Source organism: Modestobacter sp. VKM Ac-2984 (assembly GCF_026967985.1).
Taxonomy (GTDB): Bacteria; Actinomycetota; Actinomycetes; order Mycobacteriales; family Geodermatophilaceae; genus Modestobacter.
Window position 1 is genome coordinate 252,646 of the sequence record NZ_JAPVBJ010000004.1, and the last position, 16,991, is coordinate 269,636.

The 16,991-nt window shown below is 73.9% G+C and carries 10 protein-coding genes; 9 read left to right on the top strand and 1 reads right to left on the bottom strand.

Annotated elements, in window-relative coordinates:
• Positions 1-13: 13 nt before the first annotated feature.
• From ilvD to ilvC, 6 genes are all read left to right on the top strand, one after another.
• On the top strand, positions 14-1,765 hold the full coding sequence (gene ilvD / locus O2W16_RS10970; RefSeq protein WP_269158862.1) for a dihydroxy-acid dehydratase: 1,752 nt from the start codon (positions 14-16) through the stop codon (positions 1,763-1,765).
• Between the two features lie 87 nt (positions 1,766-1,852).
• Complete coding sequence (locus tag O2W16_RS10975) at positions 1,853-4,492, top strand: putative bifunctional diguanylate cyclase/phosphodiesterase (RefSeq protein WP_269158863.1); 2,640 nt, start codon at positions 1,853-1,855, stop codon at positions 4,490-4,492.
• Positions 4,489-7,278 (top strand): putative bifunctional diguanylate cyclase/phosphodiesterase, encoded by a 2,790-nt coding sequence (locus O2W16_RS10980; RefSeq protein WP_269158864.1) that lies wholly within the window; start codon positions 4,489-4,491, stop codon positions 7,276-7,278. The genes O2W16_RS10975 and O2W16_RS10980 overlap by 4 nt, the downstream gene beginning before the upstream one ends.
• 248 nt (positions 7,279-7,526) lie before the next feature.
• Positions 7,527-9,485: an acetolactate synthase large subunit gene (locus tag O2W16_RS10985; protein ID WP_269158865.1), complete on the top strand. Its 1,959-nt coding sequence runs from the start codon at positions 7,527-7,529 to the stop codon at positions 9,483-9,485.
• A gap of 2 nt (positions 9,486-9,487) precedes the next feature.
• The gene (gene ilvN / locus O2W16_RS10990) at positions 9,488-10,012 is read left to right on the top strand and encodes an acetolactate synthase small subunit (RefSeq protein ID WP_036340025.1); all 525 of its coding nucleotides are present in this window, start codon (positions 9,488-9,490) and stop codon (positions 10,010-10,012) included.
• 71 nt (positions 10,013-10,083) lie between these two features.
• Positions 10,084-11,109 (top strand): ketol-acid reductoisomerase, encoded by a 1,026-nt coding sequence (ilvC, locus tag O2W16_RS10995; protein ID WP_269158866.1) that lies wholly within the window; start codon positions 10,084-10,086, stop codon positions 11,107-11,109.
• A 61-nt stretch (positions 11,110-11,170) separates the two neighbouring features.
• Here ilvC and O2W16_RS11000 read toward each other — a convergent pair whose 3' ends face one another.
• Positions 11,171-12,211: a hypothetical protein gene (locus tag O2W16_RS11000; RefSeq protein WP_269158867.1), complete on the bottom strand. Its 1,041-nt coding sequence runs from the start codon at positions 12,209-12,211 to the stop codon at positions 11,171-11,173.
• 160 nt (positions 12,212-12,371) lie between these two features.
• Between O2W16_RS11000 and serA the strand changes: the two genes are divergently transcribed.
• The 3 genes from serA (at position 12,372) to cimA (ending at position 16,984) form a co-directional block, all read left to right on the top strand.
• Positions 12,372-13,973 (top strand): phosphoglycerate dehydrogenase, encoded by a 1,602-nt coding sequence (gene serA / locus O2W16_RS11005; RefSeq protein ID WP_269158868.1) that lies wholly within the window; start codon positions 12,372-12,374, stop codon positions 13,971-13,973.
• Between the two features lie 142 nt (positions 13,974-14,115).
• On the top strand, positions 14,116-15,135 hold the full coding sequence (locus tag O2W16_RS11010) for a 3-isopropylmalate dehydrogenase (RefSeq protein ID WP_269158869.1): 1,020 nt from the start codon (positions 14,116-14,118) through the stop codon (positions 15,133-15,135).
• 232 nt (positions 15,136-15,367) lie between these two features.
• Positions 15,368-16,984, top strand: coding sequence for a citramalate synthase (cimA, locus tag O2W16_RS11015; RefSeq protein ID WP_269158870.1), 1,617 nt, complete (start codon positions 15,368-15,370; stop codon positions 16,982-16,984).
• Positions 16,985-16,991: the final 7 nt, after the last annotated feature.

Below are 16,991 nucleotides of genomic sequence, written 5' to 3' on the forward strand. Positions count from 1 at the left end.
TCAGGAGCACGCCATGACGACCACCCAGGCCACCGGCCTACCATCGCCGGTCGTGACGACCGTCGAGGACCGCCCCACCAACAACGACCGCAGCGTCGACGTCAAGCCGCGCAGCCGCGAGGTCACCGACGGGGACGCCAAGGCCCCGGCCCGGGCCATGCTCCGCGCGGTGGGCATGGGCGACGACGACTTCGCCAAGCCGCAGATCGGCGTCGCCTCGTCCTGGAACGAGATCACCCCCTGCAACCTGTCGCTGGACCGGCTGGCCAAGCGGGCCAAGGAGGGCGTGTTCGCCGCCGGCGGCTACCCGTTGGAGTTCGGCACGATCTCCGTCTCCGACGGCATCTCGATGGGCCACGAGGGGATGCGGGCCTCGCTGGTCTCCCGCGAGGTCATCGCCGACTCGGTCGAGACCGTCATGTTCGCCGAGCGGCTCGACGGGTCGGTGCTGCTGGCGGGCTGCGACAAGTCGCTGCCCGGCATGCTGATGGCCGCCGCCCGGCTCGACCTGGCCAGCGTGTTCGTCTACTCCGGCTCCACTCTGCCGGGGAAGCTCGGGGACAAGGACCTCACCCTGATCGACGTCTTCGAGGGTGTCGGCGCCTGCGCCGCCGGGAAGATCACCCGCGACGAGCTGACCGCCATCGAGAAGGCCGCCTGCCCGGGGATGGGCTCCTGCGGCGGCATGTACACCGCGAACACGATGGCCAGCGTGGCCGAGGCGCTGGGCATGGCCCTGCCCGGCAGTGCGGCGCCGCCCGCTCCCGACGCCCGCCGGGACGCCATCGCGATCGCCTCCGGCGAGGCCGTGGTGAACCTGCTCCGCAAGGGCATCACCGCCCGGCAGATCATGACCAAGGAGGCGTTCGAGAACGCCATCACCGTGGCCATGGCGCTGGGTGGCTCGACCAACGCCGTCCTGCACCTGATGGCGATCGCCCACGAGGCCGACGTCGACCTCACCCTCGACGACTTCAACCGGATCGGTGACCGCACGCCGCACCTGGCCGACGTGAAGCCGTTCGGCCGGTTCGTGATGACCGACGTCGACCGGATCGGCGGCGTCCCGGTGGTCATGCGCGCCCTGTTGGACGCCGGCCTGCTGCACGGCGACGTGCTGACCGTGACCGGCCGGACGCTGGCCGAGAACCTGGCCGAGCTCAGCCCGCCGGACCCCGACGGCGCGATCATCCGCGCGATGTCCGACCCGATCCACAAGACCGGCGGCCTCACCGTGCTGCGCGGGTCGCTGGCACCGGAGGGCGCGGTGGTGAAGTCCGCCGGCTTCGACGCCGACGTCTTCGAGGGGACCGCCCGGGTCTTCGACGGCGAGCAGGGTGCGATGGACGCCGTCACCGAGGGCACCCTGGGCAAGGACGACGTCGTGGTGATCCGCTACGAGGGCCCGCGCGGTGGCCCCGGCATGCGGGAGATGCTCGCCGTCACCGGTGCGATCAAGGGCGCCGGGCTGGGCAAGGACGTGCTGCTGCTCACCGACGGCCGGTTCTCCGGCGGCACCACCGGCCTGTGCGTGGGGCACATCGCGCCGGAGGCGGCCGACGGCGGCCCGATCGCCTTCGTCCGCGAGGGTGACCGGATCCGGCTGGACCTGGCCGCCCGCACGCTGGAGCTGCTGGTGGACGACGCGGAGCTGGCCCGCCGCCGCGAGGGCTGGGCGCCGCCCGCGCCGCGCTACACCCGCGGGGTGCTCGCCAAGTACGCCAAGCTGGTCGGCTCCGCGGCCCAGGGCGCGGTCTGCGGCTGACGTCCGCACCGGCCCGGCCCCGCCCGAACGGGTGAGGCCGGGCCGTCCGCCCTGTTCCCGGCGCACTCCTGCGTCGACAGTCCTGAGGTGCAGCAGACGCGCCGGTGGCGGACCCGTGGGTGGCTGCTCGCCGTCCCGGTGCTCACCGGGGCCGCGGGCGGTGCCGCCCCGCTGGCTGCCGACCTCGTGCTGTTCGCTGCCGCGCTGGTCGCCGCCGGGCTGCTGTGGCGCATCGGGGGCCGGGGCTCCGGCGGCATGCGCGGCTGGCGCCTGCTCTCCCTCGCCGTGCTCCTCGGGCTGGGCACCAGCCTGCTCGCCGGGCTGCTGACCGACCCGCCGCCCGAGGGCCTGTTCGACGCCACCGGTCAGCTGGTCCAGCTGCCGGCCGGGCTGCTCGCGCTGGTCGCGGTGCTCACCCTGCTGTCCCCGGGGCGGCTGCGCCGCGGCGGTGCTCGGCTGGCCACCGAGACCGCCCTCTTCTTCTGCGCCTCCCTCGTGCTGGCCCAGGTGCTCGTGGTCGGACCGGCGCTGCGGACCCAGCCGCTGGAGGGTGCGGACCGGGTCGTCCTGGAGGTCGCCTGCCTGGTGACCGCCTCGGTGCTGTCCGCCGTCCTGCTGCTGATCGCTGCGTCCCCGGGACCCCGGCGGGGCGCCGGGGCGCTGTTGCTGCTCGCCGCCGCGACCTGGGCCACCACGCACGGCCTGGCGATCGCCGGGGAGGACCTGCAGCTCGCCGCCTTGGGCGGCGCCGCACCCGCCGGTGAGCTCGTCAGCCTGCTGCTGCTCTGCCTCGCGGCGCTGCGCGACCCGGGCGCCCACGACGAGGCACCCCCGACCCGGGCCAGCGCCCGGCTCAACGTGGTCGGCCAGCTGCTCCCGCACCTGGTGACCGTGGCCGCCGGGGTGGCCTACCTGGGTGCGCCGCTGCTCGGCGCCGCCCCGTCCCCGGCCGCCACGGTCGCCCTGCTCAGCTGCCTGTCCCTCACCGCCGTCCACCGCGCCGCCGCCGCCCGGGACGAGCACCGGGTCGCCGCCCGGCTCCGGCGCAGCGAGGCCTACTTCCGCTCCCTGGTCCGCTCCAGCAGCGACGCGGTGCTCATCCTCGACGGCGACCTGCGGATCAGCTGGGTGGCTCCCGCGGTGGAGCCGGCCGGGGGGCCGGGCCTGCGGGGCCGGTTCCTGCCGGAGGTCGTGCACCCGGAGGACGCGGTCGAGGTGGCCGCGTGGCTCACCGGCGAGGGGCCGGACGGGGACGTCGTCGGCCTGCGCAGCTTCCGGCTGGCCGACCGCACCGGTACCTGGCGGGTCTTCGAGGCCGGGGTCACCGACCTGCGCGGGGACGCCGACGTGGCAGCGCTCGTGCTGCACTGCCGCGACGTGACCGCCCGGCTCGACCGGGAGCTCGAGCTGCGCTCGCTGGCCTTCGTCGACCCGCTCACCGGGCTGCCGAACCGGGCAGCCCAGCGGCTGGCCCTGGCCGAGCTGCTGGCCGGCGAGGACGACGGACCGACCGACGCGGCGCTGCTGCTGGTCGAGCTGCACGGCCTGCGCGAGGCCCTGGAGAACGCCGGCAGCGAGGTCGCCGAGACGACGCTGACCGAGGTCGCCCGCCGGCTGCGCGCGACGGTGCGCGGCGAGGACCAGGTGGCCCGGATCGGCACCGAGTTGTTCAGCGTGCTGGCGCACGGGACCGGGGACGAGCTCGATCGGCTCGCCGCCCGCTGCCTGGCGGCGATCGAGGCACCGATCGTGACCGACGCCGGGATCGTGGACCTGTCCGGCGCGGTCGGGCTCGTCCCGCTGGACCCGGGGTTGTCCGAGGGCCAGGCGGTCGACCGGGCCGAGCTCGCCGTCGTGGCCGCCCGGGCGGCCGGCAGCGGCTCGGTGCGCCGGTACCGGTCCGAGCTGTCCGCAGCCCGCGACCGACGGGAGCAGCTGCGCGAGGACCTGGTCGGCGCCCGGGAGCGCGGCGAGCTCGCCCTCGCCTGGCAGCCGATCGTCGACCTGGGGGACCAGCGGGTCACCGGCGTCGAGGCGCTGCTGCGCTGGCAGCACCCGGGGTACGGGGAGGTGCCGCCGGAGGAGTTCCTGCCGGTCGCCGAGCGGGCCGGCCTGGTGGTCGACCTGGAGCGCTGGGTGCTGCGCGAGGCGACCGCCGCCGCGGTGACCCTGCCCCGGGACGGCGTAGCCCTCAAGCTGGCGGTCAACGTCTCGGCCGCCCACCTCGCGGCCGGCACGCTGGTCGGTGACGTGACGGCTGCCCTGCGGGACAGCGGCCTGCCGCCGGAGCGCCTGGTCGTGGAGATCGCCGAGTCCAGCCTCGAGGTCGGCGCGCTCGCCGACGACGTGGCGGCGCTGCGGCTGATGGGCGTGCGCCTGGCCCTGGACGACTTCGGCAGCGGGCGCTCCTCGTTGCCCGCCCTCGGCGGACTGCCGATCGACATCATCAAGCTGGACCGGAGCCTGCTGTCCCGGGTCGACCGGGACCCGTACAGCCGGGCCGTCTGCCAGGCCGTGGTCTCGCTGGCCGCGACCCTGGGCATCGACGTCGTGGCGGAGGGCGTGGAGACGACGAGTCAGCTGACGGCGCTGCGCACCCTCGGCTGCGGGTACGCCCAGGGCTTCCTGCTCGCCCGTCCGATCGGGCTGGCCGGGCTGGTGCAGCTGCTGGAGTCCGGCACCGGGCGGCTGTGGCCCGGGGTGGCCGGCCGGGTGGGTGCATCGTGACCACGCTGCCCGCCCCGTCGTCCGCCGCCCCGTCGTCCGCCGTCCCGGCGCTGCCTCTCGTGCCCGCGGTGGCGCACTGGCCCCGGGCCGTGGTGCTGTCCCTGCTGGTCGCGGTCGCCGCCGGCCTCGCCGTGGTGGAGACGCTGTGGCCCGCGGCCTCGGCGCACTCGGCGCCGGCGGTGCTCAGCGCAGCGTCGCTGGCCATCGGCGTGCTCGTGGTGCGGCATGCGAAGCGGCTGGACCGGGAGTCGGCAGGGCCCTGGCGGGCGTTCGCCGTCCTCGCCGGCCTGCTGGCCCTGGGCGAGGCGATCGCCGCCGTCCGCGGCGCCGGGGTGAACCCGGTGACCGCCGGGCCGCAGGACGTCCCGTTGGTGGCCGCGGTCCCCTTCGCCCTGATCGGCTGCGCCCGGATGATCCGGTCGGCCGCCGTCGGGGTCGGTGCGCGGGTGGCGCTGGACGCCGCCGTCGCCCTGGTCGCCCTGTCCGCGCTGGCCGAGGTGGTGATCGGCACGGCGCTGGGTCGCACAGCCGACTCCGTCGACGACCTCATGGCGCGGGGCTACCCCGCCGCCGGCGTGGTGCTGTGCACCGTCGGGCTGGTCACCTTCGCGGGGGTGGGCCAGGCTCGCCGGGCCGCCGCCGGGTGGTTGCTGGCCTGCTTCGCCTCGGTGGCCGTGGTGGCCGTCAGCGGCGCCATCGCCGTGGCCGTCCCCTCCGTCCTCGGCGACGTGGTCAGCGGCACCGCCTGGCTGGCCATGCTGGCCTTCGGCACCCTCGCCATCGCCGCCGACCCGGGGCGGTCCGCCGACCCGGACGAGCCCCCCGAGGTGCCCCTGCTGGGCGTCGTGATCGGTTACTGCGCCGCCTTCGGCGTGGTCCTCCTCCTGCTGGTCGGCCGGATCGCCGGGCGGTCGATCCTGCCGGTGGAGGCGGCCGCCGCAGCCCTGCTGCTGCTGCTCACCTTCGCCCGCACCCTGGTGTGGGCGGCGGACGGCGCGCGGCTGACCAGGCAGGTGCTGCGCACCGAGGCCTACTTCCGGACGCTGGTCCACAACGCGGCCGACATCGCCATCGTGCTGGACCACCGCGGTCGGATCACCTGGGACTCCACCGCAGGTCACCACCCGCACGGCTGGACGGCGCGGGACCTCGAGGGCCGGCAGCTGGTGGAGTTCGTCCACGCCGACGACCGGGCGGAGCTGGTGGCGGCCCTCGCCGCTGGGGGCGACCTGGGGCAGGGCCGCGGGCGGGTGTTCCGGCTGCGGGGCAAGGACGGCAGCTGGCGGCCGTACGAGACCGTGCGGGTGGTGCCCTCGAGGACGCTCGACGCGCTGCCGAGCGCGGCGCCGGGGGCCCACGACGCCGCGGGCCTGGTGCTGCACCTGCGCGACGTCGACGCGCGCCGGCACAGCGAGCGCGAGCTGGAACGGATGGCCTACACCGACTACCTCACCGGGCTGCCCAACCGGGCCCGGCTGATGGCCGCCCTGGCCGGCGCCCGGAGCCGGGCCACAGAGGGCGAGGTCTCCTGCGTGCTGCTGCTGGACCTCGACGGCTTCAAGGCGGTCAACGACATCGCCGGTCACGAGGCCGGCGACCTGCTGCTGACCGAGGTCGCCGACCGGCTCCGCGCCTCGGTCCGGGACCGTGACCTGGTCGGCCGGCTCGGTGGCGACGAGTTCGCCGTCGTCGTCCGGGCCGACCTGGACGAGGCCACGGCGCTGGCCGAGCGGATCATCGTCGAGCTGGCCGGCGTCCACCGTTCGGTGCCCACCCCGGGCGCCGACCCGGACCTGGTGTTCGACGTCTCCTGCAGCATCGGGGTGACCGAGCTCAACCCGGCCGACGAGGTCCCGGTGGCGATCCGGAACGCCGACCTGGCGCTGCGCGCGGCGAAGGCGGCCGGCAAGGGGTGCGTCCGCCGCCACGGCGAGACCGCCGACAGCGCCACCGTCCGGCGCACCCGGCTGGCCCGGGACCTGCCCGACGCGCTGTCCCGGGGGGAGCTGCGGCTGGTCTACCAGCCCGTCGTCGGCGTCGCCGAACGCCGGGTGCTCGGCGTCGAGGCGCTGGTGCGCTGGGACCACCCGGTGCTCGGCGAGGTGTCGCCGGAGGAGTTCGTGCCGCTGGCCGAGGACGACGGGCTGATCGTCCCGCTGCAGCGGTGGGTGCTGGAACAGGCCACCGCCGAGCTCGCCGGGCTGGTCCGCCAGGGGCGTGACCTGCGTGTGGGCGTGAACATCAGCGTGCGGCACCTGCAGTCGGGCAGCCTCGTGCCCGACGTCGCCGCCGCCCTGGCCCGCGCCGGGCTGCCGGCGCAGCGCCTCATGCTGGAGGTGACCGAGTCGTTGTTCATCGGTCAGCCGGACCGGGCCGACGGTGACCTGCAGACGTTGCACGACATGGGCTGCGTCATCTCCCTCGACGACTTCGGCCGGGGGTACTCGACCTTCGCCTACCTGGCCCGGCTGCCGGTCGACGTGCTGAAGATGGACCGCGAGTTCCTCGCCGGCATCGCCGACGACACACGCAGCGCGGCGCTCGTGCACAGCGTGATCGAGCTCGGGGCGCGGCTGTCCATCGACGTCGTCGCCGAGGGCGTGGAGACCTCCGGGCAGCTGGCGGCGCTGCGCGACCTGGGCTGCCGGTACCTGCAGGGCTTCCTGCTGGGCCGCCCGACCAGCCCCGCGGAGCTGCCGGCGGTCATCGACGCGTTCGACCCGGACCTGCTCGACGTCGTGTCCGGGCAGGCGTCCTCGGCGGTCGCCGTCCCAGGAACCGTGTAGCCGATTCCCACGACGTGGGACGACGCGGTTGACGGGTCGTGCTGCGGGGCGCACAGTGTCCTCGTGCCACGCACTCGTCTGCTCGTAGCGATCCACTAGCGCGCCGGTCCCTCCCGACCGACGCGCCACCCCTCCGTGCCAGCCGGCACGAGGGGTTTTTTGTTGGCCGGGCACCGCCTGGCCGACTCCCCGCCCACCGACAGGCGTCCGCCGCAGCACCCCACCCCGCGCCCAGGGAGATCGTCGAGATGAGCACCACCAACACCGGCCGCACCGCCGCGGCCCACCCCTCGTCCGCAGCCGGCCCCTCGGCCGGCCCGGCCCCTGGCGCCGGTCCCGCGCCGGCCACGGCCGTCGCCCCCAGCGAGGCCGCCGCCCAGGCCACCCTCGGGGTGGAGACGACCGCCCGCTCGATGGCCGAGGCAGCCGCCGAGCCGGTCTCCGGGATCACCGGTGCGCAGAGCCTCGTCCGGTCGCTGGAGGCGGTCGGTGTCGAGGTGGTCTTCGGCATCCCGGGCGGGGCGATCCTGCCGGCCTACGACCCGCTGTTCGACTCCGCGCTGCGGCACGTGCTGGTCCGGCACGAGCAGGGCGCCGGGCACGCCGCGACCGGGTACGCCCAGGCCACCGGCCGGGTGGGGGTCTGCATGGCCACCTCCGGACCCGGCGCCACGAACCTGGTCACCCCGCTGGCCGACGCCTACATGGACTCGGTGCCCATGGTCGCGATCACCGGGCAGGTGCCGACCGCCGCCATCGGCACCGACGCCTTCCAGGAGGCCGACATCCGCGGCATCACCATGCCGGTGACCAAGCACAACTTCCTGGTCACCGACGCGGCGGAGATCCCGCAGAAGATCGCCGAGGCCTTCCACCTGGCGAGCACCGGGCGCCCCGGGCCGGTGCTGGTCGACATCCCCAAGGACGTCCTGCAGGCCACCACCGACTTCAGCTGGCCGCCGCGGATCGACCTGCCCGGCTACAAGCCGACCACCCGCCCGCACGGCAAGCAGGTGCGCGAGGCCGCGGCGCTCATCGCCGCCGCCCGCCAGCCGGTCCTCTACGTCGGCGGCGGCGTCCTCAAGGCCGGTGCCGCCGAGGAGCTGGCCGAGCTGGCCGAGCTGACCGGCGCCCCGGTGGTCACCACCCTCATGGCCCGGGGCGCCTTCCCGGACAGCCACCGGCAGAACCTGGGCATGCCGGGCATGCACGGCAACGTCACCGCGGTCACCGCGCTGCAGAAGGCCGACCTGCTGGTCGCCCTGGGCGCGCGCTTCGACGACCGGGTGACCGGCGAGCTGTCGAGCTTCGCCCCGAACGCCGCCGTCGTCCACGCCGACATCGACCCGGCCGAGATCGGCAAGAACCGCAAGGCCGACGTGCCGATCGTGGGGGACGCCAAGGCGACGATCGTCGAGCTGCTGACCGCGCTGCGCGCCGAGCACGAGGCCGGCCGGACCCCGGACCTGGACGCCTGGTGGGAGCAGCTGGAGGACTGGCGCACCCGTTACCCGCTGGGCTACGACTGGCCCGAGGACGGGATGCTGTCCCCGCAGTACGTGATCGAGCGGCTGGGCGCGATCGCCGGCCCGGACGCGATCTACGCCTCCGGGGTCGGGCAGCACCAGATGTGGGCCGCCCAGTTCATCTCCTACGAGAAGCCGGGCACCTGGCTCAACAGCGGCGGGCTCGGCACGATGGGCTACGCCGTCCCGGCCGCCATGGGCGCCAAGTACGGCATGCCCGGCACCACGGTGTGGGCGATCGACGGCGACGGCTGCTTCCAGATGACCAACCAGGAGCTGGCCACCTGCGCGATCGAGGGCATCCCGATCAAGGTCGCCGTCATCAACAACGGCAACCTCGGCATGGTCCGGCAGTGGCAGACCCTGTTCTACGAGGGCCGCTACTCCAACACCCACCTGAACACCCACGGCGGCAAGGAGGGGGCGCCCCGGCAGGTCCGCATCCCCGACTTCGTCACCCTCGCCGAGGCGCTGGGTTGCGTGGGGCTGCGTTGCGAGTCCAAGGACGACGTCGACGCGGTCATCGAGAAGGCCATGGCGATCAACGACGCCCCGGTCGTCATCGACTTCATCGTCGGCTCCGACGCCCAGGTGTGGCCGATGGTCGCGGCCGGGGCCAGCAACGACGAGATCCTGGCCGCGCGCGACGTGCGCCCGGTCTTCGGAGAGGGACAGGTGTAGGGATGACGCGTCACACGCTCTCGGTCCTGGTGGAGAACAAGTCCGGCGTCCTGGCCCGGGTCTCGGCACTGTTCAGCCGGCGCGGCTTCAACATCGAGTCCCTCGCCGTGGGGCCGACGGAGAACCCGGACCTGTCCCGGATGACGATCGTGGCCGACGCCGAGGCGCAGCCGCTGGAGCAGATCACCAAGCAGCTGAACAAGCTGATCGAGGTGATCAAGATCGTCGAGCTGGACACCGCCGCGGTGCAGCGCGAGCTGCTGCTGGTCAAGGTGCGTGCACCGCTGGCCGACCGCGCCCAGGTGCTGCAGACCGCGGAGCTCTTCCGGGCCCGGGTGATCGACGTCAACACCGACACCGTCACCCTCGAGGCCACCGGCACGCCGGACAAGCTGCAGGCGCTGCTGGCCGTCCTCGCGCCGCTGGGCATCAAGGAGATGGCCCAGTCCGGCACCGTCGCACTGGGCCGCGGACCGCGGTCGATGAGCGGCGCCGGTACCTTGCGCCCGGTCGAGCGCTCCGCCTGAACGAGCACCCCCAGATCAGGGGCCAAAGTCGCGATTTTGGCCCTCCGCTGAACAAAGGAGAGCACCACCAGATGGCCGCCGAGATCTTCTACGACGACGACGCCGACCTCTCGATCATCCAGGGGCGCACCGTCGCCGTCCTGGGCTACGGCAGCCAGGGCCACGCCCACGCGCTGTCGCTGCGTGACTCCGGCGTCGACGTCCGGGTCGGCCTGCCCGAGGGCTCCAAGAGCCGGGCCAAGGCCGAGGCCGAGGGCCTGCGCGTGGTCACCCCCGCCGAGGCGTCCGCCGAGGCCGACCTGATCATGATCCTCGCCCCGGACCACGTGCAGCGGACGCTGTACGCCGAGTCGGTCGAGCCCAACCTGCAGGACGGCGACGCGCTGTTCTTCGGCCACGGCTTCAACATCCGCTTCGGCTACATCAAGCCCCCGGCCGGCGTCGACGTCGCCATGGTCGCTCCCAAGGGCCCCGGGCACCTGGTCCGCCGCGAGTTCAGCGACGGCAAGGGCGTGCCCTGCCTCATCGCCGTCGAGCAGGACGCCAGCGGCAGCGCGCAGGCCCTCGCGCTCTCCTACGCCAAGGGCATCGGCGGCACCCGCGCCGGCGTCATCAAGACGACGTTCGCCGAGGAGACCGAGACCGACCTGTTCGGCGAGCAGGCCGTGCTCTGCGGCGGCATGTCCGCGCTGGTGGCCGCCGGCTTCGAGACCCTCACCGAGGCCGGCTACCAGCCCGAGATCGCCTACTTCGAGTGCCTGCACGAGCTGAAGCTGATCGTCGACCTGATGTACGAGGGCGGCATCGCCAAGCAGCGCTGGTCGGTCAGCGACACCGCCGAGTACGGCGACTACACCTCCGGCCCGAAGGTGGTCGACGCCCGCGTCAAGGAGTCGATGCAGGAGGTCCTCGCCGCGATCAAGGACGGCTCGTGGGCCGCTGCCTTCATCGCCGACCAGGACGCCGGGGCGCCGGACTTCAAGGCCAAGCGGGCCGCGGCCGAGGCGCACCCGATCGAGGAGACCGGCCGCAAGCTCCGTGGCCTGATGAGCTGGGTCAGCGCCAGCGACGACTACACCGGCACCGCCGCCCGCTGAGGCGAGACGACACGACCCCCGCAGCGCCTGCTGCGGGGGTCGTGTCGCGTTGCGGGGGAGGTCAGCGGGTGGCTGCCCGCTGGGCCCGGCGGGCGGCGAAGTAGCGGCTGGCCGGCTTGAGGCAGACCAGCAGGACCGTCGACACGGCGGCGGCGACCAGCAGCAGGGAGAACACGATGCCGCCCGGGGCGCCGTCGCCGAGGCTGCCGAGGAGCGTCAGGCCGGTGAACGCGATGGCGATCGACCCCCCGATGATCAGCAGCACCCGGCTGCGGCCGGTCAGCGCCCAGACCGAGCCCCAGATCATCAGCACCGTCCACAGGACCGTGATCAACCCGAAGGCCAGCGCGATCCCGCCCACGGCGCCGAGCCCGCCGCCGACGCCGGGGACGAGCTCCTCCTCGAAGCCCTCGAACCCCTCGGCGCCGGCGAGGGCCGCGGCGCCGAAGACGATCAGGAAGAAGCCGACCAGGACGCCGAACGCGGCCAGCACGAAGCCCAGGACGGCGGCGGTGATCACCCCGCCGGGGCGGGCGGTCGCCGGGGACTCCCCGTAGCCGTACTGCCCGTAGGACTGCCCCTGCTGGCCGTACGGGTCGGGCTGGCCGTACTGCTGCTGGCCGTAGGGCCCGTACTGGCCGTACGCCTGCTGCCCGTACTGGGGCTGCCCGTACTGGGGCTGCCCGTACTGGGGCTGGCCGTACTGGCTCTGTCCGTACTGCTGTTGGTCGTACTGGGGCTGCCCGTACTGGGGCTGGCCGTACTGGCTCTGCCCGTACTGGGGTTGCCCGTACTGGGGTTGCCCGTACTGCGGCTGCCCGTACTGGGGCTGGCCGTACTGCGGTTGGCCGTACGGGTCCTGGCCGTACGCGGGCTGACCGGACCCTGCCTGCTGGCCGTACTGCTCCTGCCCCTGCTGCTCCTGGCTGTACGAGGGCTGGCTGTAGGGGAGCTGGGCCGGCTGCTCCCCGGGCTCGGAGCTCTGACCGAAGGCGGTCGAGCCGGTGGACCCGGGAGCCGGGGGCTGCGCTCCGTCCTCCGGCTGCTGGCCGAACGGGGTCGTCTCGTGACGGCCCTGGGCGTCGTCCCGGTCGCTGCTCATGATCTCCTCCGACGAGGCCGGTGGCACCGGCGCTTCGCCGCCAGCTTGGCGGTGCCGGGAGGGCCGGGCAAGCACGGGGGTCCACCCGCCGTGTCCACCCAGTGGGACCAGCGGACACCGGCGCGTCGCGGGGCCGACGGCGTCCCTACGCTGTGGAGCCGTGACCACGACCACGCCCGTCGTCCTGATCGCCGAAGAGCTCGCGCCCAGCGTGTTGGAGGTGCTCGGAGGCGACGTCGAGATCCGGCACGTCGACGGCGCCGACCGAGACGCCCTCCTGCCCGCCCTGGCCGATGCGTCTGCCGTGCTGATCCGGTCGGCCACCCAGATCGACGCCGAGGCGCTCGCGGCGGCGCCGCGGCTCAAGGTCGTCGCGCGGGCCGGGATCGGCCTGGACAACGTCGACGTCCCCGCCGCCACCGAGCGCGGTGTGCTGGTCGTCAACGCGCCGACCTCCAACATCGTCAGCGCTGCCGAGCACGCCGTCGCACTGCTGCTGGCTGCGGCCCGGCACATCCCGGCCGCCGACGCCTCGCTGCGGGAGGGGAAGTGGGCGCGGTCGAAGTTCACCGGCGTGGAGGTCACCGAGAAGACCGTCGGCGTCGTCGGGCTGGGCCGGATCGGGGTGCTGGTCGCCCAGCGGCTGGCCGCCTTCGGTGTCACCCTGATCGCCTACGACCCCTACATCCAGCCCGGCCGGGCCGCTCAGCTCGGTGTCCGCCTGGTGTCCCTGGACGAGTTGCTGCGCGAGTCGGACTTCATCACCGTCCACCTGCCCAAGACCCCCGAGACCCTCGGTCTCATCGGTGCCGACCAGCTCGCCGCCACCAAGCGGGGCGTGATCATCGTCAACGCCGCCCGCGGCGGGCTGGTCGACGAGGCCGCCCTCGCCGAGGCGCTGCAGTCCGGCCAGGTGGGTGCCGCCGGCATCGACGTCTACGCCAAGGAGCCCTGCACCGACAGCCCGCTGTTCGGGCTGCCGAACGTGGTCGTGACCCCGCACCTGGGCGCCTCCACCACCGAGGCGCAGGACAAGGCCGGCACCGCCGTGGCGCGCAGCGTGCGCCTGGCGCTGCAGGGCGACTTCGTGCCCGACGCGGTGAACGTCCAGGCCGGCGGCATCGTCGCCGAGGACGTCCGCCCCGGCCTGCCGCTGGCCGAGAAGCTCGGCCGGGTGTTCACCGCGGTCGCCGGCGGGCTCGCCCAGTCGGTGAACGTGGAGGTGCAGGGCAAGATCGCCGAGTTCGACGTCTCCGTCGTCCAGCTGGCGGTGCTCCGCGGCGTCTTCTCCGACGTCGTCGAGGAGCCGGTCACCTACGTCAACGCACCGCTCCTGGCCGACCAGCGGGGCCTGGACGTCACGCTGTCCAGCAGCACGGAGAGCCCGCACTACCGCAACCTGATCACCGTGCGGGGGGCGATGGCCGACGGCGCCGAGGTGACCGTCTCGGGCACCCTCTACGGCAAGAACCAGGTGCCCAAGCTGACCGAGGTCAGTGGCTTCGAGATCGACCTCGCCGCCGACGGCTACCTGCTGTTCTTCGTCTACGCCGACCGCCCCGGGGTCGTCGGCACGGTCGGAGCCGCCCTCGGGGAGGCCGGGGTCAACATCGCCGGGGCGCAGGTCAGCCGCACCACCCAGGGCGGCGAGGCACTGATGGCCGTGACCGTCGACAGCCCGGTCAGCGGGGAGCTGCTGGCCGACATCGGCCAGCGGATCGGCGCCCGGCAGGTCCGGGCTGCCGACCTCAACCCGAGCTGACCCACCCGCACCCAGCGCGACCACCGGCCGCGCCGTCCCACCGGGACGGCGCGGCCTCGTCGTGCCCGGGGTCGATCCGGCGGGTGCAGGTGGCGGGTGCGGGTGTGAGGCCGGGGCCGGGCGCCCACTAACCTCTGGCCTCATGCGCCTGGCAGTGGTACCTGGAGACGGCATCGGTCCCGAGGTGGTGGCCGAGGGCCTCAAGGTCCTGGGCGCGGTCGCCCCGGACATCGAGAGCACCCCCTACGACCTGGGGGCCGCCCGCTGGCACCGCACCGGTGAGCTGCTGCCGGACTCGGTGCTGGAGGAGCTGCGCCAGCACGACGCGATCCTGCTCGGCGCCGTCGGTGACCCGGGCGTGCCCAGCGGCATCCTGGAGCGCGGGCTGCTGCTCAAGCTGCGCTTCGAGCTCGACCACCACGTCAACCTCCGCCCGGCGCGGCTGTTCGACGGCGTGCGCAGCCCGCTGGCCGAGCCCGGTGAGATCGACATGCTGTGCGTGCGCGAGGGCACCGAGGGCCCCTACGTCGGCAACGGCGGCGTGCTGCGGCGGGACACCCCGCACGAGGTGGCCACCGAGGTCAGCCTGAACACCGCCTTCGGGGTGGAGCGCGTCGTCCGGTACGCCTTCGAGCGGGCGGTCGCCCGGCCGCGCAAGCACCTCACGCTCATCCACAAGACCAACGTGCTCACCCACGCCGGGTCGCTGTGGTCGCGCACCGTCGAGGAGCTCTCCGCCGAGTTCCCGGAGGTCAGCGTGGCCTACCAGCACGTCGACGCCGCGGCGATGTTCTTCATCACCGACCCGGGGCGCTACGACGTGATCGTCACCGACAACCTCTTCGGCGACATCGTCACCGACGTGGCCGCCGCCGTCACCGGGGGGATCGGGCTGGCCGCCAGCGGCAACCTCGACGTGTCGGGGACCAACCCGAGCATGTTCGAGCCGGTGCACGGCTCCGCGCCGGACATCGCCGGGCAGGGCATCGCCGACCCGACGGCGACCGTGCTGTCGGTCGGGCTGCTGCTGGAGCACCTGGGCCGGCCCGAGCTGGCCAAGAAGGTCAACGCGGCGGTCGCCTTCGACCTTTCCACCCGGGACCCGAAGGCGACGATCCGCACCACCGAGATCGGCGACCGGCTGGCCGCACTGTCCGGCTGAGGACCCTGCGGGGCGCGGCCTGCCCGCCGCGCCCCACAGGGGCACCCGTCCCGCACAGTGGACGGCTCGTTCCGAGAACGGACTCGCCGTGCTTCACTGGTGGTGATGGACGCCACCCGCACGATCATCATCAGCTAGCGCGCAGTCACCTCCCCGGACTGCGCGCAACCTCCCGTACCCCGGGAGGTTTTTTCGTGTCTGGGCCCAGTACCGAACCGACCCGGGAGACACCGTGGCCACGCACCCCGCCACCGAGCTCGACCTCGACCCGACCGACTTCCACGTCTTCGACACGACCCTGCGCGACGGCGCCCAGCGCGAGGGCGTGAGCTGGTCCGTCGCGGACAAGCTCGCCGTCGCCCGGCTGCTCGACGAGATCGGCGTCGGCTTCATCGAGGGCGGCTGGCCGGGGGCACTGCCCAAGGACACGGAGTTCTTCGCCCGGGCCCGCACCGAGCTGGACCTCCGGCACGCGCAGCTGGTGGCCTTCGGCGCCACCCGCAAGGTCGGCGTCCGGGTCGAGGACGACCCCCAGGTGCGCGCGCTGCTGGACGCGCAGACCCCGGTGGTGTGCCTGGTGGCCAAGTCCGACGTGCGGCACGTGCGCGAGGCGCTGCGCACCACGCCGGAGGAGAACCTGACGATGGTCGCCGACACCGTCGCCTTCCTGGTGGCGCACGGACGGCGGGTGTTCGTCGACTGCGAGCACTTCTTCGACGGCTACGCCGCCGACCCCGAGCACGGCGTCGCGGTGCTGGAGGCCGCCTTCGCCGCCGGGGCCGAGGTGGGCGTGCTGTGCGACACCAACGGCGGGATGCTGCCGATGGGCGTGGGCCGGGTGGTCGCTGACGTCCGCGCGCGGACCACCGGGAAGCTCGGCATCCACTGCCAGGACGACACCGGGTGCGCGGTCGCCAACAGCCTGGCCGCCGTCGAGGCCGGCGTGACCCACGTGCAGGGCACCGCCAACGGCTACGGCGAGCGGGCCGGCAACGCCGACACGTTCTCGCTGATCGGCAACCTGGTCACCAAGATGGGGCTGCCGGTCGTGCCGGCCGAGTGCCTGCCCGAGTTGAAGCGGGTCAGCCACGCCATCGCGGAGCTGGCCAACATCGCCCCGGACGACCACCAGCCGTTCGTCGGCGCCTCGGCCTTCGCGCACAAGGCCGGCCTGCACGCCAGCGCCATCAAGGTGCGCCCGGAGCTGTACAACCACCTGGACCCGGCCGTCGTCGGCAACGACATGCGCATCCTGGTCACCGAGATGGCCGGCCGGGCCTCGATCGAGCTCAAGGGGCGCGAGCTGGGGGTGGACCTGGCCGGGCAGGCCGACGCCATCGGCCGGGTGGTCGACCAGGTCAAGGTGCTGGAGGCCGACGGCTGGTCCTTCGAGGCCGCCGACGCCTCCTTCGAGCTGCTGCTGCGCGCCGAGCTGCCCGGGGCCCCCGCGCCGCTGTTCGAGCTGGAGAGCTACCGGACCTCCGTCGAGCACTGGGGGAACGGGGTGGTCGTCAGCGAGGCCACCGTCAAGGTGCACGTGCCGAAGGAGGACGGGACGACGGAGCGGGTGATCAGCACCGGTGAGGGCAACGGCCCGGTCAACGCGCTGGACAACGCGCTGCGGCAGGCCCTGGTCAGCCGGTACCCGCACCTGGCCGACGTCTCGCTGGCCGACTACAAGGTGCGCATCCTGGGCTGGAACGGCGGCACCAGCGCCACCACCCGGGTGCTCGTCGACAGCACCGACGGGGTGGGGGAGTGGACCACCGTCGGGGTGCACGACAACATCGTCGAGGCGTCCTGGCACGCCCTGGTCGACGCCTTCACCTACGCGGTGCGGCGCCGCTGAGGGACCC

Bases quoted from the DNA above. Each gene is read 5' to 3' on its own strand.
- ilvD (WP_269158862.1), top strand. From the start codon at position 14: ATGACGACCACCCAGGCCACCGGCCTACCATCGCCGGTCGTGACGACC.
- O2W16_RS10985 (WP_269158865.1), top strand. From the start codon at position 7,527: ATGAGCACCACCAACACCGGCCGCACCGCCGCGGCCCACCCCTCGTCC.
- ilvN (WP_036340025.1), top strand. From the start codon at position 9,488: ATGACGCGTCACACGCTCTCGGTCCTGGTGGAGAACAAGTCCGGCGTC.
- ilvC (WP_269158866.1), top strand. From the start codon at position 10,084: ATGGCCGCCGAGATCTTCTACGACGACGACGCCGACCTCTCGATCATC.
- O2W16_RS11000 (WP_269158867.1), bottom strand. From the start codon at position 12,211: ATGAGCAGCGACCGGGACGACGCCCAGGGCCGTCACGAGACGACCCCG.
- O2W16_RS11010 (WP_269158869.1), top strand. From the start codon at position 14,116: ATGCGCCTGGCAGTGGTACCTGGAGACGGCATCGGTCCCGAGGTGGTG.